We start from the raw sequence: 25,343 nt of genomic DNA, 5'->3' as shown, positions 1-25,343 counted from the left end.
GTATTAAAATATCTGCAAAAGTAGTAATATCCTGCAAAAAGTGAGATAAATTTATACTCTACTATTTTAGTAGGGTATTTGTTTTTTCTTTATATTTGTTATAGTAAATAATAAATGAAAAAGGTTAATCAATCATACAAAGCATCATGTATTTGCTGTCCTGAAAAAAGGGGAGTTTCTGTATTGTTATTATTGGTGTAGCCTTTTTAACTATAACAGAAGCTCTCCTTAAGGAGGGCTTTTTTATTTGAGCATAGTTATGAAACATCCTGTATATAGAGCGAATTATTTAAAGTCCGGTGTTTTGCCTGATAAAGGCATGGCCGGGAAATGGGTTGAGGAATACTTCAGTTGGCTGTTTTGTCTCGGTACTGAATATGCCGATTATGATTATTTTACAGCAAAGGAAGAGAGCCTTTTTAAAACATTGTATCAGTTGCTTCAACTGGCAGAAAATAACAACGATAAAAACAGTTTAATCATTTCATTATTAAAAAATAAGGTTATACAAATTCATCTTTTACTTGAAGATGATTTGAAAGCTATTTTTGAGTTTGACCCTGCTGCAAAATCAAGAAGTGAAGTGCTTATTTCCTATCCCGGTTTTTTTGCAATTGCGGTGTATAGGCTTGCCCATGAGCTTTGGTTACAAGATGTTGCAATGCTGCCCCGAATGTTTAGTGAATATGTTCATGGCAAAACAGGTATTGATATACATCCCGGGGCAAAAATTGGAGAGCGTTTTTTTATTGACCACGGTACAGGTGTTGTAATAGGTGAAACTACAGACATAGGTAATGATGTAAAAATTTATCAGGGAGTTACCCTTGGTGCCTTAAGCCTAAGTAAAGCAGATAATGCAGTTAAACGCCATCCCACTATTGGTAATGATGTAACCATATATGCCAATGCTACTATATTAGGCGGTAATACCGAAATAGGCAATGGGTCGGTTATTGGCGGTAACGTTTGGATAACCCATTCGGTTCCTGCAAATTCGCTTGTGTACCATAAAAGCGAAGTAACTATAAAAACAAGGGAAGTGTTTCCCGAACCTTTAAATTTTGTAATTTAATTAAGATAAATATGAAAGCAACCACAGTTTTAGAAACTATAGGAAAAACTCCGCATGTTAAGCTTAACAGGCTGTATGGAAACCATAATGTGTGGATAAAGCTTGAGCGTAATAACCCGGGAAACAGTATAAAAGACAGGATAGCACTTGCTATGGTGGAAGATGCCGAAGCGAAAGGATTGCTAAAGCCTGACAGTGTGATTATAGAGCCTACATCGGGCAATACAGGTATTGGGCTGGCGCTTGTGGCTGCTGTAAAAGGCTACAAGCTTATACTGGTAATGCCGGAGTCAATGAGTATAGAACGCAGGAAATTAATGGCTATCTATGGAGCAGAGTTTGAACTTACACCAAGAGAAAAAGGTATGAAAGGAGCCATAGAAAAAGCTGCTGAACTTACAGCCGCTACACCTAACGCATGGTCGCCGGGGCAGTTTGATAACCAGGCTAATGTTGAGGTGCACAAACGTACCACTGCACAGGAAATACTGGAGGATTTCCCGGAAGGTATAGATTACCTGATAACAGGAGTAGGAACCGGTGGGCATATTACTGGTGTTGCAGAAATACTAAAACAAAAATTTCCAAAACTGAAAGTTTTTGCTGTAGAGCCGGAGGCATCACCGGTACTTAGCGGCGGTGCGCCCGGCCCACACCCATTACAGGGTATAGGGGCAGGGTTTAAGCCTTCTATCTATAAAGATAGCCTTATTGATGGAGTTATACAGGTAAGTAAGGAAGAAGCTTTTGACTTTGCCCGTAAAATAGCCCTTAAAGAAGGTATACTTACAGGTATTTCAACAGGGGCATCGCTGGCTGCGGTTAATAAAAAATTGGCAGATATACCAGAAGGAGCCACTGTGCTTACATTTAATTATGATACAGGGGAACGTTACCTTTCGGTAGATGGCTTGTTTTAATAAAAAAGCCCCGCCATTAAGCGGGGCTTTTTCAATTTAAAAGCTAAAAATTAAAAGACAAGATTTACTGCAAGCTCAAAATTATCATATATAACCCTGTCGCCTAAACCGTCAAAAATGCTTCCTGAGTTGTACTCAATACCATATTTTGTCCTGTCAACTTCAAAAGCAGTAGAAGCTGAGTTTTTATTCACAGTCAGGTCAAAAGTTACAGGTTTTGTAATGTTTTTTATAGTCAGGTCAGCAGTTACAGTATAAACATTGGCAGATTTTGCCTTAACAGATTTAAATACCAGTTTTGCTGTAGGATATTTATCAGTACCGAAAAAGTCTGCCGCTTTTAAGTGCCCTTCCAGTTTTTCTTTTCCTTCACCTGCTTTTAGGTCGGTAACTTCTACTGAATTCATGTCAACAGTAAAGTTGCCGCCCGTAAGTTTTCCACTTTTAAAATTAAGCACACCTTCTTTAAAGCTTATGGTACCACTGTGCTGTCCTGTTACTTTTTTTCCTACCCAGCTTATTTTGCTTGATGAAGTATTAATTTTTTTGTCCTGTGCGGTAGCTGTAATTGTTGAAAGTGCTACTACTAATGCAACTGCAATTGTCTTTAAATTTTTCATTGTTTTTAAATTAAATTTAGATTTAGGTTATTGAATTATATATTAATAAAAAGTTTCTCTTTTGGTTTTCTTACCTTTTTAAGGTGCTGGAAATCATCTTCTTTATGTCGGTAGCCTACTGTTGCCATAACTGCGGCATTAAGCCCCAGTTTATCAAGCCCCAATACCTGGTTTACACCTTCGGCATCAAATCCTTCCATTGGTGTGGCATCAATCTGCATTTCGGCAGCCGTATTTATAAGTGTAGATAATGCTATGTAGGTTTGTTTTGCTGTCCAGCTTTGTTTGGCTTGCTCATCCATACCGTTAATAGCGCCATAAAGCATATCTTCAAAACCCTTAAGATCGTTTCTGGAAACACCCCTTGTTTCGGCTATGTTGTTAAGGTATTCTTCAATTTCTTTCTCGCCGACATTTACAATGTTTGCAAAAATAAAAACATGCGATGCATCCGTAATACCGTTTTGGTTGTAAGCAACTGGGGCAAGTTTTTTCCTTGTTTCCTCATCTTCAATAACCAGTACTTTATAAGGCTGTAATCCCATGGAGGACACGCTAAGCTGCACAGCCTCTTTTAAAGTTTCCAAATCATTTTCAGATATTTTTTTACCGGCATCATATTTTTTTACGGCATAGCGCCATTTTAAACTTTCTAAAGTATTCATTTTTTAATTTATATTTAATAATTATTCTCCACGATATTTTTCAAGCAGGAGGTTAAGCTGCTCCAGTTCTTCAGGTGACAGGTTTCCTGAATATTTTTTTTCATGCTCGTCTACTTTTGGGTCAAGTTGTGCTAAAAGGCTAAGCCCTTCCGTTGTAATGCCTATGTCCATTTTTCTGCGGTTATCGGCACAAATTTTACGGGTAACAAGCCCTTTAAGCAGTAATTTGTCCACCAGGCGGGTAGTGTTGCTGGTGCGCGCTATCATGCGTTCCTGTATAACACACATATTTGCCGGCTCACCTTTTTGCCCCCTCAAAATCCGTAATACATTAAACTGCTCCGGCGAAAGGTCGTAAGGCTTTAAAAGCTCATTAAATCTTTCTGACAGTATATTTTGTGTATACATAATATTCAGTATGGTTTTCTTGGCAGGCTGCAAAGGTGCGGTAGATTTTATTGCTTCTTCAATCTTCATACTTGTAATTACAAAATTTGTATGTACAAATGTATTAACTTTTATTTTTGTATATACAAATGTTGTTGTTAAAAAAAAGTTAATATTAATAATGCGGTATTTTTTGAGTAATTTTATGGAGCTTAAAAATGTCAGGAATGATAAAGAAGAATTTGATACTTTTATTTACAGCGTTAATGTTATTTTCCTGTAACGGGAAGAAGGAAGATAACCAGAAGGAAGATGTTATAAATAAAAATGAAACAACAGAACAGGAAGTAAATACCGAAGATAAACCTGCGCCTAAACCCTTGCAGGTTTACAGTAATGATAGTGTATCGGTAAAGGCATATGACTTTTCAGGGCTTGAGTATTTCCTGAACCGGGATAATGATACTACCTACGTTGTTAATTTTTGGGCTACATGGTGTGTGCCTTGTGTTGAGGAACTGCCCCATTTTGAAAAGCTGAATAAAAAATACAGGGATAATAAAATTAAGGTATTGCTTGTAAGCCTTGATATGCCAAAAATGGTGGAAAGTAAATTATTGCCTTTTATATGGGAAAAGCAGTTAAAAAGCGATGTGGTTTTACTTCGGGATCCCGATGCTAATTCCTGGATACCCAAAGTAGATTCTACCTGGAGCGGGGCAATACCTGCAACAGTTATCTATAACAGGAACAACCGTAAATTTTTTGAACGCTCGTTTACCTATTCCGAACTTGAAAAAGAGGTGAGCCTTTTAAAATGAAGAATAATTAATTAAAATAATAAAATGAAAGCAATTAAATTTTTAGCATTATTTATAGCCGTAGGCGCTTTGGCTGCCTTTACAGTTACAAAACCTGTTGCAGGATATAAAGTAGGGGATATGGCAACAGATTTCAGCTTAAAGAATATTGATGGTAAAAAAGTATCCTTAAAAGATATGAAAAATGCCAAAGGCTATATAGTGATTTTTACCTGTAACCATTGCCCGTATGCACAGGCTTATGAAGACAGGATTATTGCTCTTGATAAGAAGTACAAAAAGATGGGGTACCCGGTAGTGGCAATAAACCCTAATAACCCCGAAAAGCAAAAGGATGACAGCTTTGATAAAATGCAGTTAAGGGCAAGGGAAAAAGGTTTTACATTTCCGTATTTATTAGACGAGGGACAAAAAATATACCCGCAGTATGGCGCAACCAAAACGCCGCATGTATACTTATTGCAAAAAACAAAAAGCGGCAACCAGGTTAAATATATTGGTGCAATTGATGACAATTATGAAGATGCTGCAGCCGTAAAGCAGAAGTATGTTGAAAATGCCGTTAATGCATTGCTGAAAGGGCAGGAGGTTATGGTAAAGGAAACTAAGGCTATTGGCTGTTCAATAAAAGCATAAACAAGTAAAATACAATAAATGAATTTACAGGAAAAGGAATGGTGGGACAAAGCCCAGGCAGATGAAAATGCTGTAATACTGGACGTGCGCACTATGGACGAATGGAACCGGGGTATTATTCCCGGTGCTATAAATATTGATATTTATAAAGGGCAGGGCTTTATATATGAAGTTGAGCAGCTTGATACAGATAAAAACTATTATGTGTACTGTGCTGCAGGAGCCCGCAGCGGGCAGGCGTGTTCTGTTTTAAACCAGCTTGGTTTTAAAAATGCCTACAACCTGATGGGGGGCATATCGCAATGGAGCGGCCCTGTAGTAAACCCAAACGAATAAGGAATTTTAATAATAAAAAAAGGCTGCCATCCGGCAGCCTTTTTTTATGCTCTTTTAGAAGTAAAAGAATTAATATTCTCTACCCAGTAATCAATAAGGTTGCGTATTTTTTCTTTGTATTTGTTGTAATCGTCCCCTTTGTGGATGTATCCCTGTGCAGAAAGCTTGTTGGCTGTTTTGATAGAATGTTCATCACTTGCATTTGAGATGAATATATAAGGAATGTCCTTATCCCTCAGTATTTCCTCTTCCAGTATTATATTCCTTAGTTCAAAACCGCCCAGCTTAGGCATATTAATATCAGAAATTATAATAAAGGGTTCAATTTCGGGCTGCCTTAAATAGTCAAGGGCTTCGGTACTGTCAGAAAAAAATATCAATTTATTCCTGTACCCCAAGTCCCTGAAAATCTCCTCCAGTATCTCCCTGTCATCCTCGTCATCCTCAATAATAAGTATATCCTTGTATCTCTTCATAAATCATTTAAATTACAAAATGCATATATATAAAAAAAAAGGCAGTTGCAGTTTACAAAATATTGCACAATAGTATCAAAATTTGTAATCCTTTTGTAATAATTATTTTATAATTCCATTGGTGCAAATTTAGTAAATTGCTGCTTTAATATTTCTTAATACTTTATACTTATGAAAATAAAAAATCTTTTTGTTTTATTCATGCTGCTTGGTACAATAGCCACGGCTCATGCCCAATCAGTACAGCCGGAAGCAGCCACAGTACTTAAGGAAGCTCAAAAAAAGGCTGAAAAGGAGAAAAAGAATGTGTTTGTAATATTTCATGCCTCATGGTGCAGCTGGTGCAAAAAAATGGAGGCAAATATGGAAAATGAAGCCTGCAAAAAATTCTTTGATGACAATTATGTAATCACACATTTAACGGTTATGGAGTCGGAGAAGAACAAACATTTGGAAAATCCCGGTGTTGATGAACTATTGAAAAAGTATAAGGCTGAAAAGCAGGGAATACCTTTTTGGGTTGTGCTTGACCACAAAGGAAACCTGATGGCTGACTCCTTTAACAGCAAAGGCCAAAATTTAGGCTGTCCCGCATCTAAAGGGGAGGTAAAGGAATTTGTAGGCAAGCTTAAAAAAACATCTAAAATGGATACCAAGCAATTACAGATAATTGCCAATGTGTTTGAAATAAAAAAGAGTAAATAATATATAAAAGCAAATTAGGGAGGGTTTATACCTTCCTTAATTTGTTTATATCGGTAAGGATAATTTTCTTGCCCGAAAGTTCAATAAGCCCGTTTTTATTAAAATCGGAAAGCAGCCTTATACAGCTTTCGGTTGCGGTACCAATCATTCCTGCCAATTCTTCACGCGATAGCTTTACCTTCAGGCTTTTATCTTCTTCGTTAATGCCAAACGTGTCGTGCAGGTAAAGCAATGTCTCGGCCAAACGCTGTTTTACTGATTTTTGGGCCATGGTAACCAGGTGGTCATCTGCATCTTTCAGGTCGCCGCAAATGGTGCGCATTACATTCATGGAAAACTGGTTGTTCTCATTAAAAAAGCGCATCACTTCTGTTTTTGGTATAAAGCACACCTGCATATCTTCCAGTGCAACAGCACTTAAGTTTACGGGCTCTTCGCTTATCATAGAGCGTTGCCCCAGCAGTTCCCCTTTGGTAATAAGTTTTACAATCTGCTCGTTGCCGTTAGGGCTTAATTTGGTCATTTTGCATATACCGTCCTTAATACAAAATATACCGTTTACATTTTCACCTTCGGTAAAAATGGGTTCCCCTTTTTTTATGGTGTAGGATGATTTACATTCCGCCAGTTTAAGCAATTCACCTTTATTCAATGCTTTTAACGAACTGAATTCCCTTACAATACATTGTTCACACTTGCTCATAGCTTGGCTGTTAAAACTAATGGCAAAGTTATAAAGTATTTTAGTTGTATGACAAATATCATATTTTATTTTTACCATACGCATGAAATTTGCACCAGGTAAAGAGCAGATTTTATGGACACGCAAAATTGTTTTCATTGCGGGTTGGCAATTAATAAAAGGGAAGAAATAGTTTTTGATGAAAAAGCGTTTTGCTGCACAGGCTGTAAAACGGTTTATGAAATTTTCAGCACAAACGGGCTTTCCTGTTATTACGACTTTGAAAATGCACCCGGCGCAACCCCGCAGGATGTAAAAGGTAAATATGATTTTCTGGATAATGAGGCCATTGTAGCTAAACTACTGGAGTTTAATGAGGAAAGTACACATATTGTATCCCTTTATATTCCGCACATACATTGCAGCTCATGTATATGGATTCTGGAAAACCTTAACAGGCTTCAGCCAGGTATTAACAGTTCACAGGTAAATTTTCCTGAAAAAAAGGTACGTGTTGTATTTAATCCCGGTGAAATTTCATTAAAAGCTATTGTACACCTTTTAAACAGCATAGGCTATGAGCCTTATATAAGCCTTGAAAATTATGAGGAGAAAAAGAAAAAGGTTGACAGGCAGCTGATATACAAGCTGGGTGTGGCATTTTTTTGCTTTGGTAATGTAATGCTGCTTTCGTTCCCTGAGTATTTTGAAGTAGATGAGTTTTGGCTTGAAAAATACAGGGATTTTTTCCGCTGGCTTATTTTTGCCCTTTCATTGCCCTCATTTTTTTATGCCGCAAGCGGATATTATGTGTCCGCATGGAAAAGTATACGGTCTGGGCTTTTAAATATAGATATACCGATTGCGCTTGGTCTTGTGGTAATGTTTATAAGGAGTACTGTTGACATTATTTTTGGCTTTGGGCAGGGCTTTTTCGACAGCCTCACCGGGCTTGTCTTTTTTATGCTGCTGGGCAGGTTGTTTCAGCAAAAGACCTATAACTTCCTTTCGTTTGAAAGGGATTTTAAATCCTATTTTCCCATAGCGGTTACCAAAATTATGCCCGGCAGGCAGGAAGTTTCAGTACCAGTATATGATATTGTTGCCGGCGACAGGCTGCTCATCCGAAACCAGGAACTAATACCTGTTGACGGTATTTTAATGAGTAATGAAACGGCTATAGACTACAGTTTTGTAACAGGTGAAGCAATACCGATAATCAAAAAATCGGGCGATAAAATTTATGCAGGAGGGAAGCAGCTGGGGCAGGTTATGGAAATGGAGGTGCTAAACTCAGTTTCCCAAAGCTACTTAACCCAGTTATGGAGTAACGATGTTTTTACCAAAAAGGATAAGCGGGATTATAAAACCATGACTGATACCATAAGCCGCTATTTTACCCCGGTACTGCTTGCCATATCTATAATATCTTTTATTTATTGGGTATTTATAGATGTTACTACCGCATTTAATGTTTTTACGGCTGTACTTATTGTGGCATGCCCCTGTGCGCTGGCATTAAGCGCCCCTTTTACACTGGGCAATGTATTGCGTATAATGGGCAAGCGTAAACTGTACCTTAAAAATGCTACCGTTATTGAGCAGATGGCTAAAGTTGATACGCTTGTTTTTGATAAAACGGGTACTATTACCACCAGTAAAAAATCAGCAATTGCTTATAAAGGAAATGAGCTTAATGATGAGGAGCTAAAGGCAGTTAAAAGCCTTTTAAGGGGGAGTAACCACCCGTTAAGCAGAAGGCTGTATGATTTTTTACCTGCTGTTGATTTACAGGAAGTATATGACTTTGAGGAAGTAACAGGCAAGGGCATCCAGGGTAGGGCAGGGCATTATTTTATTAAGATCGGCTCAGCATTATTTACGGGATATGAGGGACAGCAGTCATTGCAGACCAATGTGCATATAGCGGTAAATAACCATTATTTAGGCAGGTTTGTTTTTGATAACAGCTACCGCGAAGGGCTGGAGCAGCTTTTTGCAGGGTTAGGAAAAAACTATACGTTAAAAATACTTTCGGGTGATAATGAAGGTGAACTGGAAGCACTAAAAGAACTTTTACCTAAGCAAACAGAATTTATATTTAACCAGAAGCCGGAACAAAAACTTGCTTTTATAGAAAACCTGCAAAAGCAGGGTAAAAATGTAATGATGATAGGCGATGGGCTTAATGATGCGGGGGCGCTTGCCCAAAGTAATGTAGGCATAGCCATATCAGAAAATGTAAATGTGTTTTCCCCGGCCTGCGATGGCATACTGGATGCTTCGCAATTCAGGAAAATAGGCTTTTTCCTGCGCTATGCAAAAAATGCGGTGTTTACAATAAAAATGAGCTTCGCTTTATCACTGCTGTATAACGCAGTTGGGCTGTCATTTGCGGTTACGGGCAGGCTTTCACCCCTCACCGCTGCTATAATAATGCCTTTAAGCACCATAACTATAGTAAGTTTTGTAACCATAGCCAGCAATTATTTTGCAAAAAAGCGGCAACCATGACAAATATCATGTTTTATGCCGTTGGGCAGGGGTAATTTTGTTAACATAAATTTAAGGGTATGAGCGTAATCTATTTATTAATCTCCATTAGTATAGTGGTTGCCATAGCTTTCTTTTTTGCCTTTGTAAAGGCAGTTAAAAGCGGGCAGTATGATGATGACTATACACCATCGGTCAGGATACTTTTTGACGACGAATTAAAAAAGAAAACCAAAACAAATAACAATAATTAATTATGGAAGTGCAGCAATTTTATTATGACAATAAAATAGTTAAAAAGTTCCTCTATGCCACAATAGTGTTTGGCGTTGTGGGGATGCTTGTCGGCTTGTTGATAGCTTCAATGTATATGTTCCCCAACCTAACCGACGGGATTTCATGGCTAAGCTATGGCAGGTTAAGGCCTTTGCATACTAATGCGGTAATTTTTGCCTTTGTGGGCAATGCTATTTTTGCAGGTGTTTACTACTCGCTGCAAAGGCTTTTAAAAGCCCGCATGTACAGCAATTTTTTAAGTAATTTCAACTTTTGGGGATGGCAGCTTATAATTGTGGCAGCAGCAATATCGCTTCCTTTGGGCTATACTACCTCAAAAGAATATGCCGAGCTTGAATGGCCGATAGATATAGCCATTGCCCTTGTTTGGGTAGCTTTCGGTGTAAATATGATAGGTACCATATTAAAAAGGAGGGAGCGCCACCTTTATGTGGCCATCTGGTTTTATATAGCCACATTTGTAACAGTTGCAGTGCTGCACATTTTCAACAGCCTTGAGCTGCCTGTAAACGGCATGAAAAGTTATTCAGTGTACGCTGGCGTACAGGATGCACTGGTGCAGTGGTGGTATGGGCACAATGCCGTGGCTTTTTTCCTTACCACTCCGTTTCTTGGGTTAATGTATTACTTCCTGCCTAAGGCAGCTAACAGGCCTGTTTACTCCTATAGGCTTTCCATTATACACTTTTGGTCACTGATATTTATTTATATCTGGGCAGGGCCGCATCACTTGTTGTATTCTGCCTTGCCTGACTGGGCGCAAAACCTTGGGGTAGTATTCTCTGTAATGCTGATAGCACCTTCATGGGGAGGTATGATAAACGGTTTGTTAACCCTTCGTGGCGCATGGGATAAGGTAAGGACAGACCCTGTTTTAAAATTCTTTGTAGTAGCAGTTACCGGTTATGGTATGGCAACTTTTGAGGGGCCTATGCTATCGCTTAAAAATGTAAACTCTATAGCCCACTTTACCGACTGGATTGTAGCACACGTTCACGTGGGGGCACTTGCCTGGAACGGTTTCCTGACTTTTGGTATGATATACTGGCTTGTGCCGCGTATGACAAAAACAACATTGTTTTCTACCAAACTGGCTAATTTCCACTTCTGGATAGGTACATTAGGTATAATACTGTATGCATTACCAATGTATGTAGCAGGTTTTACACAGGCAAGTATGTGGAAACAGTTTAACCCCGATGGTTCCCTTGTTTATGGAAACTTCCTTGAAACTGTAAAACAGATTATGCCAATGTACTGGATGAGGGCTATAGGAGGTACCTTATTTGTTATAGGCTTGCTGGTACTTGTATATAATATTATAATGACTGTAAGGCAGGGGCAGCCTATTGAAGACGAACTTGCTGAAGCACCGGAACTGCAAAAAATCAGCTCTAAAAGGCTAAGGGGCGAAAAATTCCACCCATGGCTGGAAAGAAAACCCATACAGCTTACAATACTGGCAACAGTAGCAATACTTATAGGCGGTATTATACAAATAGTGCCTACCATAATGGTAAAATCAAATATCCCTACCATATCTACCGTAAAACCATATACACCACTGGAACTTGAAGGGCGTGACCTGTATATAAGGGAAGGCTGTGTGGGCTGCCACTCCCAAATGATACGTCCTTTCCGTAGTGAGGTGGAACGTTATGGCGAGTACTCAAAATCGGGCGAGTATGTGTATGACCACCCATTCCTGTGGGGGTCTAAAAGAACCGGGCCTGACCTTATGAGGGTAGGTGGCAAGTATAGCGACAACTGGCATTTTAACCACATGTGGGATCCGCAAAGTACATCCGCAGGCTCTATAATGCCGGGTTATAAATGGCTGTTTGACAACAAAAAGATGGACTATAGCGAAACTGAAAAGAAAATGGAGGTAATGGTAAAACTTGGTGTGCCTTACACCGAAGAAGATATTGCCAATGCAAAAAAATCCATAGCGGAGCAAACGGCAAAAATTGAACAGAACCTGCACAGCGACCCTGACTTTGTTAAGAGTTATGAGGAGAGCAAAAAGGCTGCAATAGCAAGGGGCGAGGAGTTTGTACCAATGAAAGAGCGTGAAATTGTAGCACTTATAGCCTATCTGCAACGCCTGGGAACTGATATTAAAATTAAAAATGCTGATGGAACAGCCGAAAATTTAAAATAATATACCATGCTGAAGTTTGTAAAACATAATATGGAATCTATCTCAGGAATTGAGATATACCCGATAATATCACTGCTGATTTTCTTCCTCTTTTTTGTAGGGCTGTACACATGGGTATATACTTATAAAAAGGATAAAATTGCCGAAATGAGCAATTTGCCCTTTTCAGATGAAGGCAGCATAAACCAATAACCAAATTTAAAAGTAGTAATTATGAAAAAGTTAATTCCGGTATATGTAAGGGTTCCCATACTTTTTGCCTTGGTTTTCATGGCATTGGAATACTTTATTGATTCAGGCGACAGGCCGGCATTTTTAAAATATCCTTTGGTATCGGTATTCCTGTTTGTATTCCTGTTCCTGCAAATAGCTATAGAAATTGTTATCAGTGCTATAGACAGGGTTACCTATGCCATGCTTACAGAAGAACAGAAAGCCAGGCTTGCAGCGGCAGAAGCTGTAAACCTTAAGGATAGTAAATGGTTTAAAAAACTTAAAACGTTTTTCGGCAAATCAAAACCTATTGAGCAGGAAGGCGAAATAATGATGAATCATGATTATGATGGCATTAAGGAACTGGATAATGTATTGCCGCCATGGTGGGTTTACCTTTTTTACGCAACTATACTGTTTGGTGTTATTTACCTTGTAAGGTTCCACATAGCAGGCGATTATAACCAGAAAGAGGAATTTGAGGCAGAAATGGCAGAAGCGAGGCTTGCTGTGGAAGAATACAAAAAAACAGCCAAAGACCTTATTGATGCCAACACAGTTACACTGCTGACAGATGCCGGCGAACTTGCACAGGGGAAAACAATTTTTGAAACCAACTGTGCAGCCTGCCACAGGGCAGACGGTGGTGGTGCAATCGGCCCTAACCTTACAGATGAATTCTGGATACTGGGTGGCGGCATTAAAAATGTTTTCCATACAATTAACGAGGGAGGGCGCGACGGTAAAGGTATGGTAGCCTGGAAAGGTACATTAAAACCTTCTGAAATTCAGATGGTAGCAAGTTATGTGCTTTCATTACAGGGTACTAATCCGCCGGATCCTAAAGCACCGGATGGTGAGGTTTGGAAAGATGATAATGCAGGAGCCGATGCAGGCACGGCCGAACAAACCGCAGGTAATGATGTCGGGCAGGCTTCTGAAGCGGCAAAATAAATTTAAAATTTAAAATGATGGACGAGGGGTTTCGCGACAAAATAGGGACGATAAATGATGAAGGGAAAAGGTCATGGGTCTATCCAAAAAAACCGTCCGGCAAGTTCTATGAGAAACGGAAAATAGTGAGTTATTTCCTATTGGCTTTCCTTTTCATAGCCCCATTTATAAAAATAAACGGCAACCAGTTTTTAATGTTCAATGTGCTGGAGCGCAGGTTCAATATATTTGGTTTCCCTTTCTGGCCGCAGGATTTTCACCTGTTTGTTATCTCCATGATAATAGGGGTAGTGTTTGTGGCACTTTTTACTGTTGCTTTTGGCCGCCTGTTTTGCGGGTGGGTTTGCCCCCAAACCATTTTTATGGAAATGGTTTTCAGGCGCATAGAATATTGGATTGATGGCGATAGGCCGGCTCAGATGAAACTCGATAAAATGGAGTGGAATGCTGAAAAAATCAGGAAAAGGCTTTTAAAATGGTTTATATTCTTTATAATATCTTTTGCAATAGCCAATATATTCCTGGCTTACCTTGTGGGCAGCGATAAACTTATACAAATGGTTCAGGACGGGCCAGCAGCGCATTTAGGCAACCTTATTGCCCTGCTGATTTTTACTGCGGTTTTCTACTTTGTATTTGCATGGTTCAGGGAGCAGGTATGCATCATTGCCTGTCCTTACGGCAGGCTTCAGGGAGTATTACTAGATAATAAATCCATTATAGTAGCCTACGACCATGAAAGGGGAGAGCGGATTGCGGGGCGTGGCAGGATTGTAAAAAATGAAGACCGCCTACTTTCCGGTAAGGGTGATTGTATAGACTGCAAGCTTTGTGTGCATGTATGCCCAACGGGTATTGATATAAGGAACGGGACGCAACTGGAATGTACCAATTGTACAGCTTGTATTGATGAGTGCAATACAGTAATGGACAAGGTTGGTTTTCCTAAAGGGCTTATACGTTATGCCAGTGAAGATGAAATAACCAAAAAGGAAAAATTCGCCTTTACCGCAAGGATGAAAGGATATACAGCCGTATTGGTAATACTGTTGGGGGTTTTTACCGGAATGCTGTTTTTGCGCAATGATGTTGAGGCAACTGTTTTAAGGCTGCCGGGGCAGCTGTACCAGCACAAAGGGGATAATATAAGTAATGTTTTTACTTATAAGGTAGTAAACAAAACTACCAAACAGTTTAATGATGTATATTTTAAACTGGTAAAACCACAAGGTAACGTAAAAATAGTAGGCAAAGCCAGGTTTAAGGTACCTAAGGAAGGCATGGCTCAGGGCACATTGTTTGTAGAAATAAATCCTGCTTTTCTTAAAGGAGATAAAACAAAAATAACCCTTGAAGTGTATGATGGAGAAAGGCTTATTGAAACGGAAACCACCAACTTTTTAGGCCCTCGTAGTTTTAACTAAAGCATATTATTATGAAAATAAAATTTAACTGGGGAGCGGGAATTGTATTGGCATTCCTGTTTTTCATGGGGTTCATACTTTATTTTGTTATAAAAGTACAGTCAGACCACAAATATGATAATGAGCTTGTTATAGATGAATATTACAAGCAGGAGAGGATATTGCAGGCCCAGCTCGACAAAGAGCAGAATGCTGCATTGTTACAGGATAAGGTAAAGATTGAAAATAACCAAGAGGAGATAAAAATACTATTTCCCGAAGGTTTTGATGTAAAACAAATTAGCGGGAAAGTGTCCCTATACAGGCCGTCTAACCAGGCGCTGGATTTTGAAATGCCCATTTCATTATCCCAACCCTATCTGCTCATACCTAAAAGCAGCCTGGCAGGCGGCCGCTGGGACATTACCATTGACTGGGAATACCAGGGCAAGGGCTATATTAATAAAGAAATGCTAAACTTATAAAGGTTTATAATGCTGTATTCTGCATTACTTTTAGGATTGGTTTCCAGCCTGCACTGCATAGGCATGTGCGGGCCTATTGCCATGATGCTGCCTTTAAGCAGGAATAATCCGGCTCAAAAGGCCATACAGGTACTTTTATACCATTCAGGCAGGCTTACTGCCTATGGCATTCTTGGTGCAGTGTTTGGCATGCTGGGCAAAGGGTTTTACCTGGCCGGGATGCAGCAGCAGCTTTCCATACTGGCTGGTATAATTATGATTATAATAGTAATGGTGCCTGAAAGAGTTTTTGCAAAATATAACTTTTCCAAGCCTGTTTACAGGTTGATATCTAAAGTAAAAGCAGGCCTTGGAAGCAGGTTAAGGAAAAAAGGAAATGCAGCCTTATATACCGCCGGGCTTTTCAACGGGTTTTTACCCTGCGGGCTGGTATATGCCGCATTATTTGGTGCCATAGCCATGCAAAATGTACAGCTTGGGGTTTTATATATGGTTTTATACGGTACAGGCACTATACCGTTAATGAGTATAGTAGTTTATGCAACAGGGTTCTTAGGGAATTCATCCCGGAGGATGTTTACAAGGGTAGTGCCTTATGTAACCGTTTTTATAGGTATGCTTTTTATAATGCGCGGCCTCGGCTTGGGCATACCCTTTATTTCACCGGCAAATGCAAGCCTTTTTGTGCAAAGCAGCCCCGATTGTGGCTTAATAAATCACTGATATAAAAAAGGGCAGCTAAATCAGCTGTCCTTTTTTATTATTAAACCGTCATCGAAAAAAGTTTGGTTTCCGGTGCTTTTCGCTTCAGCCTGAGGTCAAAGGCCATGCAAATATTCCTTACAAAAGCTTTTCCTTTCTCAGTAACTTCAATTTCATAATCTGACAATTTCAGTAACCCGTCTTTTTCCATTTCATAAAGGCTGGTTAAAATTTCAGGTAGTTCTGCAAATTTCAGTTTGTCGTCTTTCCATGATGTTTTAAAACAACACATCAGGTTCAATATGTGTTTTCGAATGATGAGGTCTTCTTCAGTAAGCAAATGCCCCCTGAATACCGGTAACATTTCCTGTTCCAGTAGCCTGTAATACTCTTCAAGGTTTTTCTCATTTTGCGCAAAGCTATACCAGCTATCGCTGATAGAGGACACACCCAGCCCAATCATCACCTGTGTTTTAGATGCACTATACCCCATGAAGTTACGGTGCAGTGTGCCGTTTTTAAATGCAGAATGCATAGAGTCGGTTTCCAGCGCAAAATGATCCATGCCTATTTCATGGTAACCTTTTTCCGCAAGCAGGTTTTTTCCAGTTTCATATAATTTTCTTTTTTCTTCATCTTTAGGCAGGTTGCTTTCGTCAAAACCACGCTGCCCGTTGCCTTTTATCCAGGGTACATGCGCATAGCTGTAAAAAGATATCCTGTCCGGGCTCAGCGATTTTGTTTTTTCAATGGTATCGGTAACATTGGCCACTGTTTGAAACGGAAGGCCGAAAACAAGGTCATGGCTAATGGAAGTATAACCTATTTCCCGTGCCCAGAATGTAACTTTTGCCACGTTGTGGAAAGGCTGTATTCGGTTAATGGCAATCTGTACTTTTTCGCTGTAATCCTGCACGCCAAAACTCACCCTCCTGAAACCAAGGTTATACAATGTCTGCAAATGTGCCCTTGTGGTATTATTAGGATGCCCTTCAAAGCTAAATTCATAGCCATTTGCTTTTTCAGCTTTTTCCATGATACCGTTTATCAGGATAGCAAGATTGCCTGCACTGAAAAAAGTAGGGGTACCGCCTCCTAAATGAAGCTCTTTAATTCTTGGCTTTGCAGGGAGGAGGGCGCAATATAAATCCCATTCCTTAAGCACGGCCCCAATATACGTTTCCTCTACCTCGTGCCTGCGTGTTATGCGTTTATTGCAACCGCAAAATGTGCACATACTTTCGCAAAAAGGCAGGTGTATATAAAGGCTTATACCTTCGGTGGTATTACTTTCATTAAAAGCTTTAAGTAGTGTATCCTGCCAAACTCCACAGGAAAAATCTTTATCTTCCCAGTAAGGCACTGTAGGATAGCTGGTATACCTGGGGCCAGGCACATTATATTTTTGAATCATTAAATTTTCCATAACATCATTATTTCCAATGTCCAAAATTATTACACCATCTTCCAACAAAAAATGATAAATGTCATAGGATTGCTTTGTAGCTTTTTTTAATTTTAGCAGTAATCTATAAAAACTACATATGAAGAAATTAACAGCAATGTTACTATTACTGGTAGCCTTAACAGGCTGCCAGGCACAGCAGAAACAATCTACAGAACTGGCACAGCCAAAAGAATTTTTGGAAAAGATACAAACTGATGAAGGGCAGGTTATAGATGTGCGCACACCCGGCGAATATAAAAGCGGACACATTAAAGGAGCTAAAAACCTGCATATTTATGATAAGGATTTTGAAGAGCAATTAAACACACTGGATAAAAACGTACCGGTATATGTGTATTGCAAAGCAGGGGGCAGAAGCGCCGAGGCAGTAGAAATTATGGAGCAGAAAGGCTTTAAGAAAATAATTGAGCTTGATGGTGGCATGGATGCCTGGAATGAGGCGGGGCTGCCCGTAGAATAACCTTTTAATATTTAATCTCTAAAAACACAATATAATGATTCAGGTAAAAGCTTATGCGGCCTACGATGCCGAAAACCCGTTAAAGCCTTTTCAATTTGAAAGGAAAGATTTGGGTGCCGACCAGATACAGATTGATATTTTATTTAGTGGTGTTTGCCATTCCGATATCCATACTGCAAGGAGTGAATGGGGCCCGGCAATTTACCCATTGGTACCCGGCCATGAAATTGTGGGACGTGTGGTAAATGTGGGAAGCAATGTAAAAAACTTCAAAGTAGGCGATCTTGCAGGAGTAGGCTGTTTTGTTGATTCCTGCCGCAAGTGTTCAAGCTGCCTTGAAGGCGAGGAGCAATATTGCGAGGAAGGAATGACAGGTACCTATAATAGTTATGAGAGGGGTACAACAACCCCTACTTACGGAGGCTACTCTACCACCATAAGCGTTGACGAAAAATATGCGCTCCACATTTCAGAAAAGTTACCGCTTAGTGGTGTTGCGCCTTTGCTTTGCGCAGGTATAACCACTTATTCCCCGCTAAAGCACCTTAATGTAGGCAAAGGCCATAAAGTAGCAGTGCTGGGACTTGGCGGGCTTGGGCACATGGCAGTAAAATTTGCTGTAGCTTTTGGGGCAGAAGTTACCATGCTTAGCGGTTCTCCCTCTAAAGAGGCAGATGCAAAAAAACTGGGCGCTCATCACTTTGTGCTGACATCGGATAAAGAGGCTATGGCATCACTAGTGAACAGTTTTGATTTTATACTTAATACGGTTTCTGCAAAGCACAGCTACAGTGATTACCTGGGGCTGTTAAGAAAGAATGGAACCATGATTATTGTAGGCGTTCCGCCGGAGCCATCGCAAATACCTGCATTCAGCCTTATAGGCAAACGCCGCAGCATAATGGGCAGCCTTATTGGCGGTATAGCGCAAACACAGGAAATGCTTGATTTTTGTGCCGAAAAAGGTATTGTATCTGAAGTAGAGATAATTGATATGGATTATATTAATGAAGCCTATGAGAGGATGATAAGAAGCGATGTAAAGTATCGGTTTGTTATTGATATGGCTTCACTCAAGCAGTAAAGTTATTAACCACAGGTAATATAATTGCTGTGGTTAATAAATAATTTTAAGAAAAAATTAAAAAATAGTTAGTAAAAATATTATTATGGTTTCATATATTTGAATATAGTGGATATAAAAATAGAAATCTTCAATATCTTTTGGGTTAGGTTTTCCTCCGGGTTTCTTACATATTTTAAACCCTATACAAATACATTGTTATGCAGGGGCCTTTAAAAATATTAATGACAACCGCTACAGTGGGTGGTATCTGGAATTATACAATTGATTTGTGTAAAGCCCTCCAGTTTTATGATACGGAAATACACCTAATGGCTATGGGTTCGCTGGTTAACAGTGAGCAGCAGCAGCAGTTGGAGCAGCTTAAAGGCATCAACTTTTATGAGAGCAATTATAAGGTGGAGTGGATGGAAAATCCCTGGGAGGATATCAGTATGGCTAAGCAATGGATATCTTCTGTGTACAGCAAAGTAAACCCTGATATAATTCATTTTAATACTTTTGGGCATGTGGCAGGCGACTGGGATTGCCCTGTTGTGAGTGTTTTTCATTTTTGCCTTCAAACACGCTGGAGCGCTATAACAGGTAAAACCTCTACACCCGATGATTTAAAGAGATACAGGAAAGCGGTAAAGGAAGCACTTACATCGGCATGTGTTATAGTGGCGCCAACAGCAGCCATACTAAAAGATGCCGAGAAGATATATCCTGTATTAAAACATAAGCACAAAGAAGTTATTTACAATGGCAGGGATACGCCGGAGTTTAGTATAACGGAAAAAGAACCCGGAATTTTAACCGCAGGGCGCAAAATTAACGATGCTAAAAATATTTGTTTGCTAACGGATGTTGCTGATGATTTAAACTGGCCTGTTTATATAGCCGGAACCCACAACTGCCCTGAGGAGGATGAAGATAACGAAGCAAAAAATATAAATTACCTGGGCAGGCTGCCCTCAAAAGTTTTGCAGGATTATATGAAAAAAGCATCGCTTTTTGTTATGCCTGCCAAATATGAACCTTTCGGGCTTGCAGTGCTTGAGGCTGCCAAAGCGGGTTGCGCACTTGCTTTGGGCGACATTCCTACTTTCAGGGAAATATGGGGCGATGCGGCAGTTTATTTTAATCCTGAAAGTGCAGATGAAGCTGCAGCTGTTTTACAAAAGCTAACAACCGACCATGCCTTTAGGGAAGAAAAGGCCAGAAAAGCACTGGAAAGGTCTAAAAAGTTTACTGTGGAGAAAATGGCAGGCAGCTACATCAATCTTTATATAGACCTGATTGAAAGCCGTAAAATAGCGATTAATGCATAAACTTGTAAATTATGAAAAAAATACTTCTGGCAGTTGCTGCCCTATCATTATCTGTTTTATACTCCTGCAGGGAAAATAAAGAAACTGAAATGCCTGAACCGGGAACGATGGATGCTGAAAGTGCGGTTGATGTAAGGGCAACGGAACTGGATACTGTAAACACCATTACCGACAGCATCACAAATATGCACACCATGCCCTGATTATTTAAAGCTGAACCATTCCTAAAACGGCTATGGCAAAGCTTATGAATGCAATAATAATACATAAAGGCGTATAGTACCGAGTATCATTTTTGGCAAAAGCAGTACCAGTTGCTTTTTTAAAGAACCCTATATACGTAAAATCTCCTACAGCCCTCATTATAAAAATAACTCCAATACCTATTGTGGCATACTGAAAGTAGCTTACAGGTATATAGGGCATAAATATGTTAAGGTTGCCTATGGTTACAAGGGCAAACAGCCCCATTAACCCCCCAATGGAAAATGTAGCATATATATTAGGCTTGTAAAAGCGCTGGTTTTCTGAAACCGAGGGTATTACGGCACTCATTCCGCGGTTGCCGCCCAAAGCCCAATATATATGCAAAAATGAAAGTAATATAAATATTGTACTGTTTATCAATACCAGAAATATCATTGTACTTTTTTATATTAAAGATATTGAAAGCATATAATACAAAGGCTTAATACTTTGCTAAACTATTTTGAAAGCACATCATTTATATCCTGGTGCTTATCAAACATTTTCTTTGCAAAAGGGCATAAGGGTATTATTTTAAGGTTTTTGTTCCGGGCATACCCTACAGCTTCCGTAAGCATTTTCATACCGACATTCTGCCCCTTGAACTCAGGGTTTCCAATAGTATGCTCAATTATAAATTTATCATCCCCGGCCCAAACATAAGTCATAATACCTGCCTGCTGGCCATTTTCTACTGCTTTAAAATGGCCTTTTTTGCCATCATCAAAATGTTCTATATGCATTGTTTATTTTTTTAATTTAAAATTATTGTTTTGTTCGGGCAGGGGTACAAAACCTGTTTCGCCCGGAACTTTAGGAAACTGCTGGTTCAGCCATCGCTCCTTTGCCTCTTCAATCAATTCTGCTGAACTTGATACAAAATTCCAGTAGATATGCCTGGGTTCAGGAAATGGCTCGCCTCCAAATATGTAAACCGTTGTATTTTCATTCACGGTAAACTCACAAAGCGATGCATCTTTCGCTACAAGAAGTTGTTTAGGCATAAAAGTAGTTCCTTCACTTTCTATGCTTCCCTCTAAAATATAAAGTCCGCTTTCACCATATAAGTCTTTGCCTATACTTAATTTCTGTTTCGTAGTGCTTTTAATCTCTATAAAGTATAAAGGGCTGTAAACAGGAACAGGCGACTTTTTACCGAAAGCCTCGCCGGCTATAAGCTTCACATCTGCACCATCAATTTTCCAGGCAGGCAGTTGGTGCTCTTCAATATGTGCAAAGGCGGGTTCGCACTGTTCAAGCGCTTTGGGCAATGCTACCCATATTTGCAGGCCATGCAGCATTTTATCCGATTGTCTTAAATAATCCGGCGTCCTTTCCGAATGTACAATGCCTTTTCCGGCTGTCATCCAGTTTACCTGCCCTGGCTTAATTTCTATGGCAGTGCCTAAGCTGTCCCGGTGCATTATACTGCCTTCAAAAAGATAGGTAAGGGTTGAAAGCCCTATGTGCGGGTGTGGGCCTACATCTACATTTTCGCTGTCGCTCAAGGCAGCAGGGCCCATGTGGTCTATAAAGGCAAAGGGCCCAACAGTCCGCTTTTCCCGAAAGGGTAGCAGCCTGCCTACTAAAAAATTCCCTATATCTGCCGGGCGTTCTTCAATTATTAGGTTAATGTTTGACATGGTTGATTTTATTGTGCTTCTAAAGTTACAAAAATTGATATACGGTTTACCTGAAATTTTCAGCATACCAGCTTACTGCAAGCTCTATATCTTCCTTTATAAGATTATGGCCTGCTTCCATATCCTGAAAAGCTACATTATATCCTGATGCCTGTAACAGCTTCACATAATTTTGTGTGTCTTTCGGCTGTACTGTGGCATCAAACTTACCGGAGCTGAAAAATACGGGTGTTTGCCTGCCATTTGCTGAAACAACCAACTCTTTAAAAGGCTGCATGGGGCGAAACAATAGTGCCCCCGCTAAAAAACCGGGATATTTTAATAGTGCAGCACCTGCTATATTCGCACCGTTTGAATAGCCCAGGGCTATTATTTTATTGCTGTTAAACCCTTTTTCTTCGGCTGTTTCCTTTATAAAACTAACCATTTCATCGGTACGGAAACTTAAGTCCTGCTCATCAAAAACACCCATGCCGAGTCTTTTAAAAAAGCGTGGCATACCGTGCTCGGTTATATTGCCCCTAAGGCTGAGTATATTAAAGTCATCGCCAAAATTTCCTGCTATAGGTAAAAGGTCATTTTCATTACCACCTGTTCCGTGCAGTAAAAGAAGGGTGTAGGCATCAGGTGTATCAGATGGTATGTATATATATTTTAAAGGCTGAAATTCCATAGGTATTATATTTATGCTGTTACGGCCAGGGTAGGCTACCCCGCCCAACAGCAGGTTTTACATTAATTTACAGGTATTAAATGTGCTTCAATTTCCTCACGGCGTGATTCGTATTGTGCAGGGAGCTTAAGGTTTTTACCCAGTTCCTCCAATGGCTCATCTATGGTAAACCCGGGATTGTCTGTTGCAATTTCAAAAAGCACCCCGCCCGGTTCCCTGAAATAAAGGCTGTGAAAATAATTCCGGTCAATCTGCGGCGTTATCTGCAATCCCGCATTTAAAACCTTTTCACGGAAATGCATCAATATCTCGTCATTTTTTACCCTGAAAGCTACATGGTGCACAGTACCATTTGCACCAAGTCCGCGTTTTTCATCAGGTAGTTCTACCAGGTCAACAATAGCCGCATTTTCTACCGCTGTTGTAGCATAGCGGTAGCGGTTGGCTTCCTGTGCCACAAGCTTGTAACCAAATACATTAGTAAGCATTTCAGCAGTGCCTGTAATATTATTCAGTGTAAGCGTAATGTTACGAAAGCCCCTTGTGGCGACATTAGCTTTTACTTCATCCGTTTCCCACGGTTTGCGGTTATCAGGCTTGGATGATTCTATTAGTTCCAGTTTCAGCCCATCAGGGTCAAGAAATGTAAGATACCTTTCACCAAACTTTACAGCGGGCTTGTTGTATATAACATTATATTTTTCAAAACGCTCTACCCAAAACTCAAGGCTTCCCTTTGGTACAGAGTATCCTATTTCCGTAGCCATGCCCGCACCCCTACGGCCTTGTGGTATGCCATCGCCCCAGGGGAAAAAAGTAAGTATAGTACCTGCGCTGCCTGTTTCATCGCCAAAGTAAAAGTGGTAGGTGCCGGGGTCGTCAAAATTCACCGTCTTTTTTATAAACCTAAGCCCCATAACTTTGGCATAAAAATCAAAATTACGTTTGGCATTGCCTGCAATGGCAGTAATATGGTGTATGCCTAAAATTTTATTTTCCATAGTTTATCTGTTTTAATTTGATAATGTAAAATTACCATCCACTATTTTTTAAAACATTGAACTAGGACAAGAAAACAAGTTGGAGTTTTACAGATAAATCAGTCGTTATAAAGGATTATCCATTCGTTATGGAAAAAATAGTCCCATTTAGCTGCTGCAAGGTCAGTATCCGGGTTTATCAATAGCCTTTTAGCCCCCCTGTTAATAGAATTTGTTGCTATTGCATATACGGCTACATCTATACCCTGCCGGCTGAATTTGTGTTTAATATACTGTGCAGCCTGCCATATCATATCAGGACATATTTCCAAATTTTGTATATGCCTTTTGGGCAAATTATTACCTAAATCATAATATAGTTCCCTGCCGTTTTCTTTATCTATAATTTTAAAAGAAACATCGCCGCCGCGGGAGCGCAGCATCATGCGCCAGCTTAACCTGTGTCCTTCTTCCGTCCACATTACATCTCCTTTAATAAAAATGTGGCGCACGGGCAACAGTAGCTGTATTATAAAATAAGGCAGGAAGAAAAACAATAAAAGTTTTTTCCCTTGTGAAGTATAACCAACATCCTGTACCGGTAGTTTTTTAGGGAAAAACAATTTCCTGATGGTTTCCGGCGGATAAAAAAATACAATAAGGCTAAGGGAGAAATAAGGGAATATGCCAATGCGCAAAACCAAACTGTTAAACAGGTGGAATAAAAGCGATGCCAGTACGGCAAAGTTCCTTGTTTTTTTCCAAAGCAGCATGGGCACTATAAGAAAATCGAACGCGAGCCCGCTGTAAGCAACAAAAAGGGCAAACCATTTTTTACTGAATAATTCAATAACCCAAGGATGCTGAAATTTGCTTAGCATTATTGCCGTAAATGTACCATCCATCCAGCCGGGATATAATTTGGCAACCGCAGCATAAAAATATACAATAGCAATTTGGAGTATAATTACATTCCTGCACCATGCAGGCATCCACTGCTTTTTTAAAGAAGGATTTATCCTGCTGTCAACAGATGCATACGCATTTGCAGGCAGCAGTAGCATAAATATGCAAAACAGCAGCATGAGGTAGTAATGATTATTATAGCCTATTTTTTGCATGTAGTAACACCCTGCCCAAAGCACAGTAAACAACCCCATGCTATACCTGTAAAACAGGCCTGCCATAATAAAGAGCCCCAATATGCCCATAAGGGCAAAATAATAATACATGCCGTTGCCGGGCAGGGGTTGTAGCCACTCCATGCCAATATGTGAAAAAGTAAAATCAGGGTCTATATACCTTGATTTAACCTGCCCCGAAGTTATATGGCTAAAGCAATGCCAGGCAAGTATAAACCCGAACGCTATGCGAAAAACTGCAAGCGGTGCAATATCTGTTTTTTGGAAAAGCAGTTTTTTCATATAAAGGCTAAGGCAACC

At 39.7% G+C, this 25,343-nt stretch carries 30 protein-coding genes; 18 read left to right on the top strand and 12 right to left on the bottom strand.

Annotation, left to right across the window (positions count from 1 at the left end; genetic code table 11):
• The first annotated feature begins 259 nt into the window (after positions 1-259).
• Complete coding sequence (epsC, locus tag GSF09_RS09840; RefSeq protein ID WP_159800861.1) at positions 260-1,075, top strand: serine O-acetyltransferase EpsC; 816 nt, start codon at positions 260-262, stop codon at positions 1,073-1,075.
• An 11-nt stretch (positions 1,076-1,086) separates the two neighbouring features.
• The gene (gene cysK / locus GSF09_RS09835; protein WP_159800859.1) at positions 1,087-1,995 is read left to right on the top strand and encodes a cysteine synthase A; all 909 of its coding nucleotides are present in this window, start codon (positions 1,087-1,089) and stop codon (positions 1,993-1,995) included.
• Positions 1,996-2,045: 50 nt separating this feature from the next.
• Here the strand turns inward: cysK and GSF09_RS09830 are convergent, their stop codons facing one another.
• Genes GSF09_RS09830 through GSF09_RS09820 form a run of 3 tightly spaced genes read right to left on the bottom strand, consistent with a single transcriptional unit; the run spans position 2,046 to position 3,757 of the window.
• Complete coding sequence (locus GSF09_RS09830; RefSeq protein ID WP_159800857.1) at positions 2,046-2,615, bottom strand: YceI family protein; 570 nt, start codon at positions 2,613-2,615, stop codon at positions 2,046-2,048.
• Positions 2,616-2,650: 35 nt separating this feature from the next.
• Complete coding sequence (locus GSF09_RS09825) at positions 2,651-3,280, bottom strand: NAD(P)H-dependent oxidoreductase (RefSeq protein ID WP_159800855.1); 630 nt, start codon at positions 3,278-3,280, stop codon at positions 2,651-2,653.
• Between the two features lie 21 nt (positions 3,281-3,301).
• On the bottom strand, positions 3,302-3,757 hold the full coding sequence (locus GSF09_RS09820) for a MarR family winged helix-turn-helix transcriptional regulator (protein WP_159800853.1): 456 nt from the start codon (positions 3,755-3,757) through the stop codon (positions 3,302-3,304).
• A 137-nt stretch (positions 3,758-3,894) separates the two neighbouring features.
• On the opposite strand from GSF09_RS09820, the gene GSF09_RS09815 reads away from it, so the two are divergent.
• From GSF09_RS09815 to GSF09_RS09805, 3 genes are read left to right on the top strand one after another with little or no spacing between them, the layout of a single operon-like run.
• Positions 3,895-4,488, top strand: coding sequence for a TlpA family protein disulfide reductase (locus GSF09_RS09815; RefSeq protein ID WP_159800851.1), 594 nt, complete (start codon positions 3,895-3,897; stop codon positions 4,486-4,488).
• 24 nt (positions 4,489-4,512) lie between these two features.
• Positions 4,513-5,124 carry a thioredoxin family protein gene (locus tag GSF09_RS09810; RefSeq protein ID WP_159800849.1) on the top strand — a complete coding sequence of 204 codons (612 nt, stop codon included), beginning with the start codon at positions 4,513-4,515 and terminating at the stop codon, positions 5,122-5,124.
• Between the two features lie 18 nt (positions 5,125-5,142).
• Entirely contained in the window at positions 5,143-5,460 is a 318-nt protein-coding gene (locus GSF09_RS09805; protein ID WP_159800847.1) for a rhodanese-like domain-containing protein, read from the top strand.
• Positions 5,461-5,504: 44 nt separating this feature from the next.
• Here GSF09_RS09805 and GSF09_RS09800 read toward each other — a convergent pair whose 3' ends face one another.
• Positions 5,505-5,936 carry a response regulator gene (locus tag GSF09_RS09800; protein ID WP_159800845.1) on the bottom strand — a complete coding sequence of 144 codons (432 nt, stop codon included), beginning with the start codon at positions 5,934-5,936 and terminating at the stop codon, positions 5,505-5,507.
• 171 nt (positions 5,937-6,107) lie between these two features.
• Between GSF09_RS09800 and GSF09_RS09795 the strand changes: the two genes are divergently transcribed.
• On the top strand, positions 6,108-6,641 hold the full coding sequence (locus tag GSF09_RS09795) for a thioredoxin family protein (RefSeq protein WP_159800843.1): 534 nt from the start codon (positions 6,108-6,110) through the stop codon (positions 6,639-6,641).
• 25 nt (positions 6,642-6,666) lie between these two features.
• On the opposite strand, the gene GSF09_RS09790 is transcribed toward GSF09_RS09795, so the two are convergent.
• A complete protein-coding gene (locus tag GSF09_RS09790; RefSeq protein WP_159800841.1) occupies positions 6,667-7,344 on the bottom strand; it encodes a Crp/Fnr family transcriptional regulator in 678 nt (225 codons plus the stop codon).
• A 114-nt stretch (positions 7,345-7,458) separates the two neighbouring features.
• On the opposite strand from GSF09_RS09790, the gene GSF09_RS09785 reads away from it, so the two are divergent.
• From GSF09_RS09785 to GSF09_RS09750, 8 genes are read left to right on the top strand one after another with little or no spacing between them, the layout of a single operon-like run.
• On the top strand, positions 7,459-9,837 hold the full coding sequence (locus tag GSF09_RS09785; RefSeq protein WP_159800839.1) for a heavy metal translocating P-type ATPase metal-binding domain-containing protein: 2,379 nt from the start codon (positions 7,459-7,461) through the stop codon (positions 9,835-9,837).
• Positions 9,838-9,896: 59 nt separating this feature from the next.
• Complete coding sequence (gene ccoS / locus GSF09_RS09780; protein ID WP_159800837.1) at positions 9,897-10,070, top strand: cbb3-type cytochrome oxidase assembly protein CcoS; 174 nt, start codon at positions 9,897-9,899, stop codon at positions 10,068-10,070.
• A 2-nt stretch (positions 10,071-10,072) separates the two neighbouring features.
• Positions 10,073-12,277, top strand: coding sequence for a cytochrome-c oxidase, cbb3-type subunit I (gene ccoN / locus GSF09_RS09775; protein ID WP_159800834.1), 2,205 nt, complete (start codon positions 10,073-10,075; stop codon positions 12,275-12,277).
• 6 nt (positions 12,278-12,283) lie between these two features.
• Entirely contained in the window at positions 12,284-12,469 is a 186-nt protein-coding gene (locus GSF09_RS09770; RefSeq protein WP_159800832.1) for a CcoQ/FixQ family Cbb3-type cytochrome c oxidase assembly chaperone, read from the top strand.
• A 21-nt stretch (positions 12,470-12,490) separates the two neighbouring features.
• Positions 12,491-13,444, top strand: coding sequence for a cbb3-type cytochrome c oxidase N-terminal domain-containing protein (locus GSF09_RS09765; protein WP_159800830.1), 954 nt, complete (start codon positions 12,491-12,493; stop codon positions 13,442-13,444).
• A gap of 17 nt (positions 13,445-13,461) precedes the next feature.
• On the top strand, positions 13,462-14,868 hold the full coding sequence (gene ccoG / locus GSF09_RS09760; RefSeq protein WP_159800938.1) for a cytochrome c oxidase accessory protein CcoG: 1,407 nt from the start codon (positions 13,462-13,464) through the stop codon (positions 14,866-14,868).
• An 11-nt stretch (positions 14,869-14,879) separates the two neighbouring features.
• Positions 14,880-15,332, top strand: a complete 453-nt coding sequence (locus GSF09_RS09755) for a FixH family protein (RefSeq protein ID WP_370515993.1) — start codon at positions 14,880-14,882, stop codon at positions 15,330-15,332.
• 9 nt (positions 15,333-15,341) lie between these two features.
• Complete coding sequence (locus GSF09_RS09750; RefSeq protein ID WP_159800828.1) at positions 15,342-16,055, top strand: sulfite exporter TauE/SafE family protein; 714 nt, start codon at positions 15,342-15,344, stop codon at positions 16,053-16,055.
• Between the two features lie 40 nt (positions 16,056-16,095).
• Here the strand turns inward: GSF09_RS09750 and hemN are convergent, their stop codons facing one another.
• Positions 16,096-17,460, bottom strand: coding sequence for an oxygen-independent coproporphyrinogen III oxidase (gene hemN / locus GSF09_RS09745; RefSeq protein ID WP_159800826.1), 1,365 nt, complete (start codon positions 17,458-17,460; stop codon positions 16,096-16,098).
• Positions 17,461-17,578: 118 nt separating this feature from the next.
• On the opposite strand from hemN, the gene GSF09_RS09740 reads away from it, so the two are divergent.
• From GSF09_RS09740 to GSF09_RS09725, 4 genes are all read left to right on the top strand, one after another.
• Positions 17,579-17,962, top strand: a complete 384-nt coding sequence (locus GSF09_RS09740) for a rhodanese-like domain-containing protein (protein ID WP_159800824.1) — start codon at positions 17,579-17,581, stop codon at positions 17,960-17,962.
• A 34-nt stretch (positions 17,963-17,996) separates the two neighbouring features.
• Positions 17,997-19,046, top strand: a complete 1,050-nt coding sequence (locus GSF09_RS09735; protein WP_159800822.1) for an NAD(P)-dependent alcohol dehydrogenase — start codon at positions 17,997-17,999, stop codon at positions 19,044-19,046.
• A 224-nt stretch (positions 19,047-19,270) separates the two neighbouring features.
• The gene (locus tag GSF09_RS09730) at positions 19,271-20,359 is read left to right on the top strand and encodes a glycosyltransferase (RefSeq protein ID WP_159800820.1); all 1,089 of its coding nucleotides are present in this window, start codon (positions 19,271-19,273) and stop codon (positions 20,357-20,359) included.
• Positions 20,360-20,370: 11 nt separating this feature from the next.
• Positions 20,371-20,562 (top strand): hypothetical protein, encoded by a 192-nt coding sequence (locus GSF09_RS09725; RefSeq protein WP_159800818.1) that lies wholly within the window; start codon positions 20,371-20,373, stop codon positions 20,560-20,562.
• A 4-nt stretch (positions 20,563-20,566) separates the two neighbouring features.
• Here GSF09_RS09725 and GSF09_RS09720 read toward each other — a convergent pair whose 3' ends face one another.
• The 6 genes from GSF09_RS09720 to GSF09_RS09695 all read right to left on the bottom strand — a co-directional run bounded on the left by GSF09_RS09720 (position 20,567) and on the right by GSF09_RS09695 (position 25,325).
• On the bottom strand, positions 20,567-21,001 hold the full coding sequence (locus GSF09_RS09720; protein WP_159800816.1) for a DUF3995 domain-containing protein: 435 nt from the start codon (positions 20,999-21,001) through the stop codon (positions 20,567-20,569).
• A 62-nt stretch (positions 21,002-21,063) separates the two neighbouring features.
• Positions 21,064-21,348: a GNAT family N-acetyltransferase gene (locus tag GSF09_RS09715; protein ID WP_159800814.1), complete on the bottom strand. Its 285-nt coding sequence runs from the start codon at positions 21,346-21,348 to the stop codon at positions 21,064-21,066.
• Between the two features lie 3 nt (positions 21,349-21,351).
• Positions 21,352-22,248, bottom strand: a complete 897-nt coding sequence (locus tag GSF09_RS09710; protein ID WP_159800812.1) for a pirin family protein — start codon at positions 22,246-22,248, stop codon at positions 21,352-21,354.
• Between the two features lie 46 nt (positions 22,249-22,294).
• A complete protein-coding gene (locus GSF09_RS09705; RefSeq protein WP_159800810.1) occupies positions 22,295-22,921 on the bottom strand; it encodes an alpha/beta hydrolase in 627 nt (208 codons plus the stop codon).
• A 62-nt stretch (positions 22,922-22,983) separates the two neighbouring features.
• Positions 22,984-23,922, bottom strand: coding sequence for a ring-cleaving dioxygenase (locus GSF09_RS09700; RefSeq protein WP_159800808.1), 939 nt, complete (start codon positions 23,920-23,922; stop codon positions 22,984-22,986).
• A gap of 98 nt (positions 23,923-24,020) precedes the next feature.
• Entirely contained in the window at positions 24,021-25,325 is a 1,305-nt protein-coding gene (locus GSF09_RS09695) for an HTTM domain-containing protein (RefSeq protein WP_159800806.1), read from the bottom strand.
• Positions 25,326-25,343 lie beyond the last annotated feature (18 nt).

Origin of the sequence: Flavobacterium sp. MK4S-17, from assembly GCF_009848495.1 — a bacterium.
GTDB lineage: Bacteria > Bacteroidota > Bacteroidia > Flavobacteriales > Flavobacteriaceae > Flavobacterium.
This window is presented reverse-complemented; position numbering and strand designations above follow the sequence as displayed.

Excerpts from the sequence above, each read along its gene's own strand:
- epsC (WP_159800861.1), top strand. The coding sequence starts at position 260 with ATGAAACATCCTGTATATAGAGCGAATTATTTAAAGTCCGGTGTTTTG.
- cysK (WP_159800859.1), top strand. The coding sequence starts at position 1,087 with ATGAAAGCAACCACAGTTTTAGAAACTATAGGAAAAACTCCGCATGTT.
- GSF09_RS09830 (WP_159800857.1), bottom strand. The coding sequence starts at position 2,615 with ATGAAAAATTTAAAGACAATTGCAGTTGCATTAGTAGTAGCACTTTCA.
- GSF09_RS09825 (WP_159800855.1), bottom strand. The coding sequence starts at position 3,280 with ATGAATACTTTAGAAAGTTTAAAATGGCGCTATGCCGTAAAAAAATAT.
- GSF09_RS09820 (WP_159800853.1), bottom strand. The coding sequence starts at position 3,757 with ATGAAGATTGAAGAAGCAATAAAATCTACCGCACCTTTGCAGCCTGCC.
- GSF09_RS09815 (WP_159800851.1), top strand. The coding sequence starts at position 3,895 with ATGATAAAGAAGAATTTGATACTTTTATTTACAGCGTTAATGTTATTT.
- GSF09_RS09810 (WP_159800849.1), top strand. The coding sequence starts at position 4,513 with ATGAAAGCAATTAAATTTTTAGCATTATTTATAGCCGTAGGCGCTTTG.
- GSF09_RS09805 (WP_159800847.1), top strand. The coding sequence starts at position 5,143 with ATGAATTTACAGGAAAAGGAATGGTGGGACAAAGCCCAGGCAGATGAA.
- GSF09_RS09800 (WP_159800845.1), bottom strand. The coding sequence starts at position 5,936 with ATGAAGAGATACAAGGATATACTTATTATTGAGGATGACGAGGATGAC.
- GSF09_RS09795 (WP_159800843.1), top strand. The coding sequence starts at position 6,108 with ATGAAAATAAAAAATCTTTTTGTTTTATTCATGCTGCTTGGTACAATA.
- GSF09_RS09790 (WP_159800841.1), bottom strand. The coding sequence starts at position 7,344 with ATGAGCAAGTGTGAACAATGTATTGTAAGGGAATTCAGTTCGTTAAAA.
- GSF09_RS09785 (WP_159800839.1), top strand. The coding sequence starts at position 7,459 with ATGGACACGCAAAATTGTTTTCATTGCGGGTTGGCAATTAATAAAAGG.
- ccoS (WP_159800837.1), top strand. The coding sequence starts at position 9,897 with ATGAGCGTAATCTATTTATTAATCTCCATTAGTATAGTGGTTGCCATA.
- ccoN (WP_159800834.1), top strand. The coding sequence starts at position 10,073 with ATGGAAGTGCAGCAATTTTATTATGACAATAAAATAGTTAAAAAGTTC.
- GSF09_RS09770 (WP_159800832.1), top strand. The coding sequence starts at position 12,284 with ATGCTGAAGTTTGTAAAACATAATATGGAATCTATCTCAGGAATTGAG.
- GSF09_RS09765 (WP_159800830.1), top strand. The coding sequence starts at position 12,491 with ATGAAAAAGTTAATTCCGGTATATGTAAGGGTTCCCATACTTTTTGCC.
- ccoG (WP_159800938.1), top strand. The coding sequence starts at position 13,462 with ATGGACGAGGGGTTTCGCGACAAAATAGGGACGATAAATGATGAAGGG.
- GSF09_RS09755 (WP_370515993.1), top strand. The coding sequence starts at position 14,880 with ATGAAAATAAAATTTAACTGGGGAGCGGGAATTGTATTGGCATTCCTG.
- GSF09_RS09750 (WP_159800828.1), top strand. The coding sequence starts at position 15,342 with ATGCTGTATTCTGCATTACTTTTAGGATTGGTTTCCAGCCTGCACTGC.
- hemN (WP_159800826.1), bottom strand. The coding sequence starts at position 17,460 with ATGGAAAATTTAATGATTCAAAAATATAATGTGCCTGGCCCCAGGTAT.
- GSF09_RS09740 (WP_159800824.1), top strand. The coding sequence starts at position 17,579 with ATGAAGAAATTAACAGCAATGTTACTATTACTGGTAGCCTTAACAGGC.
- GSF09_RS09735 (WP_159800822.1), top strand. The coding sequence starts at position 17,997 with ATGATTCAGGTAAAAGCTTATGCGGCCTACGATGCCGAAAACCCGTTA.
- GSF09_RS09730 (WP_159800820.1), top strand. The coding sequence starts at position 19,271 with ATGACAACCGCTACAGTGGGTGGTATCTGGAATTATACAATTGATTTG.
- GSF09_RS09725 (WP_159800818.1), top strand. The coding sequence starts at position 20,371 with ATGAAAAAAATACTTCTGGCAGTTGCTGCCCTATCATTATCTGTTTTA.
- GSF09_RS09720 (WP_159800816.1), bottom strand. The coding sequence starts at position 21,001 with ATGATATTTCTGGTATTGATAAACAGTACAATATTTATATTACTTTCA.
- GSF09_RS09715 (WP_159800814.1), bottom strand. The coding sequence starts at position 21,348 with ATGCATATAGAACATTTTGATGATGGCAAAAAAGGCCATTTTAAAGCA.
- GSF09_RS09710 (WP_159800812.1), bottom strand. The coding sequence starts at position 22,248 with ATGTCAAACATTAACCTAATAATTGAAGAACGCCCGGCAGATATAGGG.
- GSF09_RS09705 (WP_159800810.1), bottom strand. The coding sequence starts at position 22,921 with ATGGAATTTCAGCCTTTAAAATATATATACATACCATCTGATACACCT.
- GSF09_RS09700 (WP_159800808.1), bottom strand. The coding sequence starts at position 23,922 with ATGGAAAATAAAATTTTAGGCATACACCATATTACTGCCATTGCAGGC.
- GSF09_RS09695 (WP_159800806.1), bottom strand. The coding sequence starts at position 25,325 with ATGAAAAAACTGCTTTTCCAAAAAACAGATATTGCACCGCTTGCAGTT.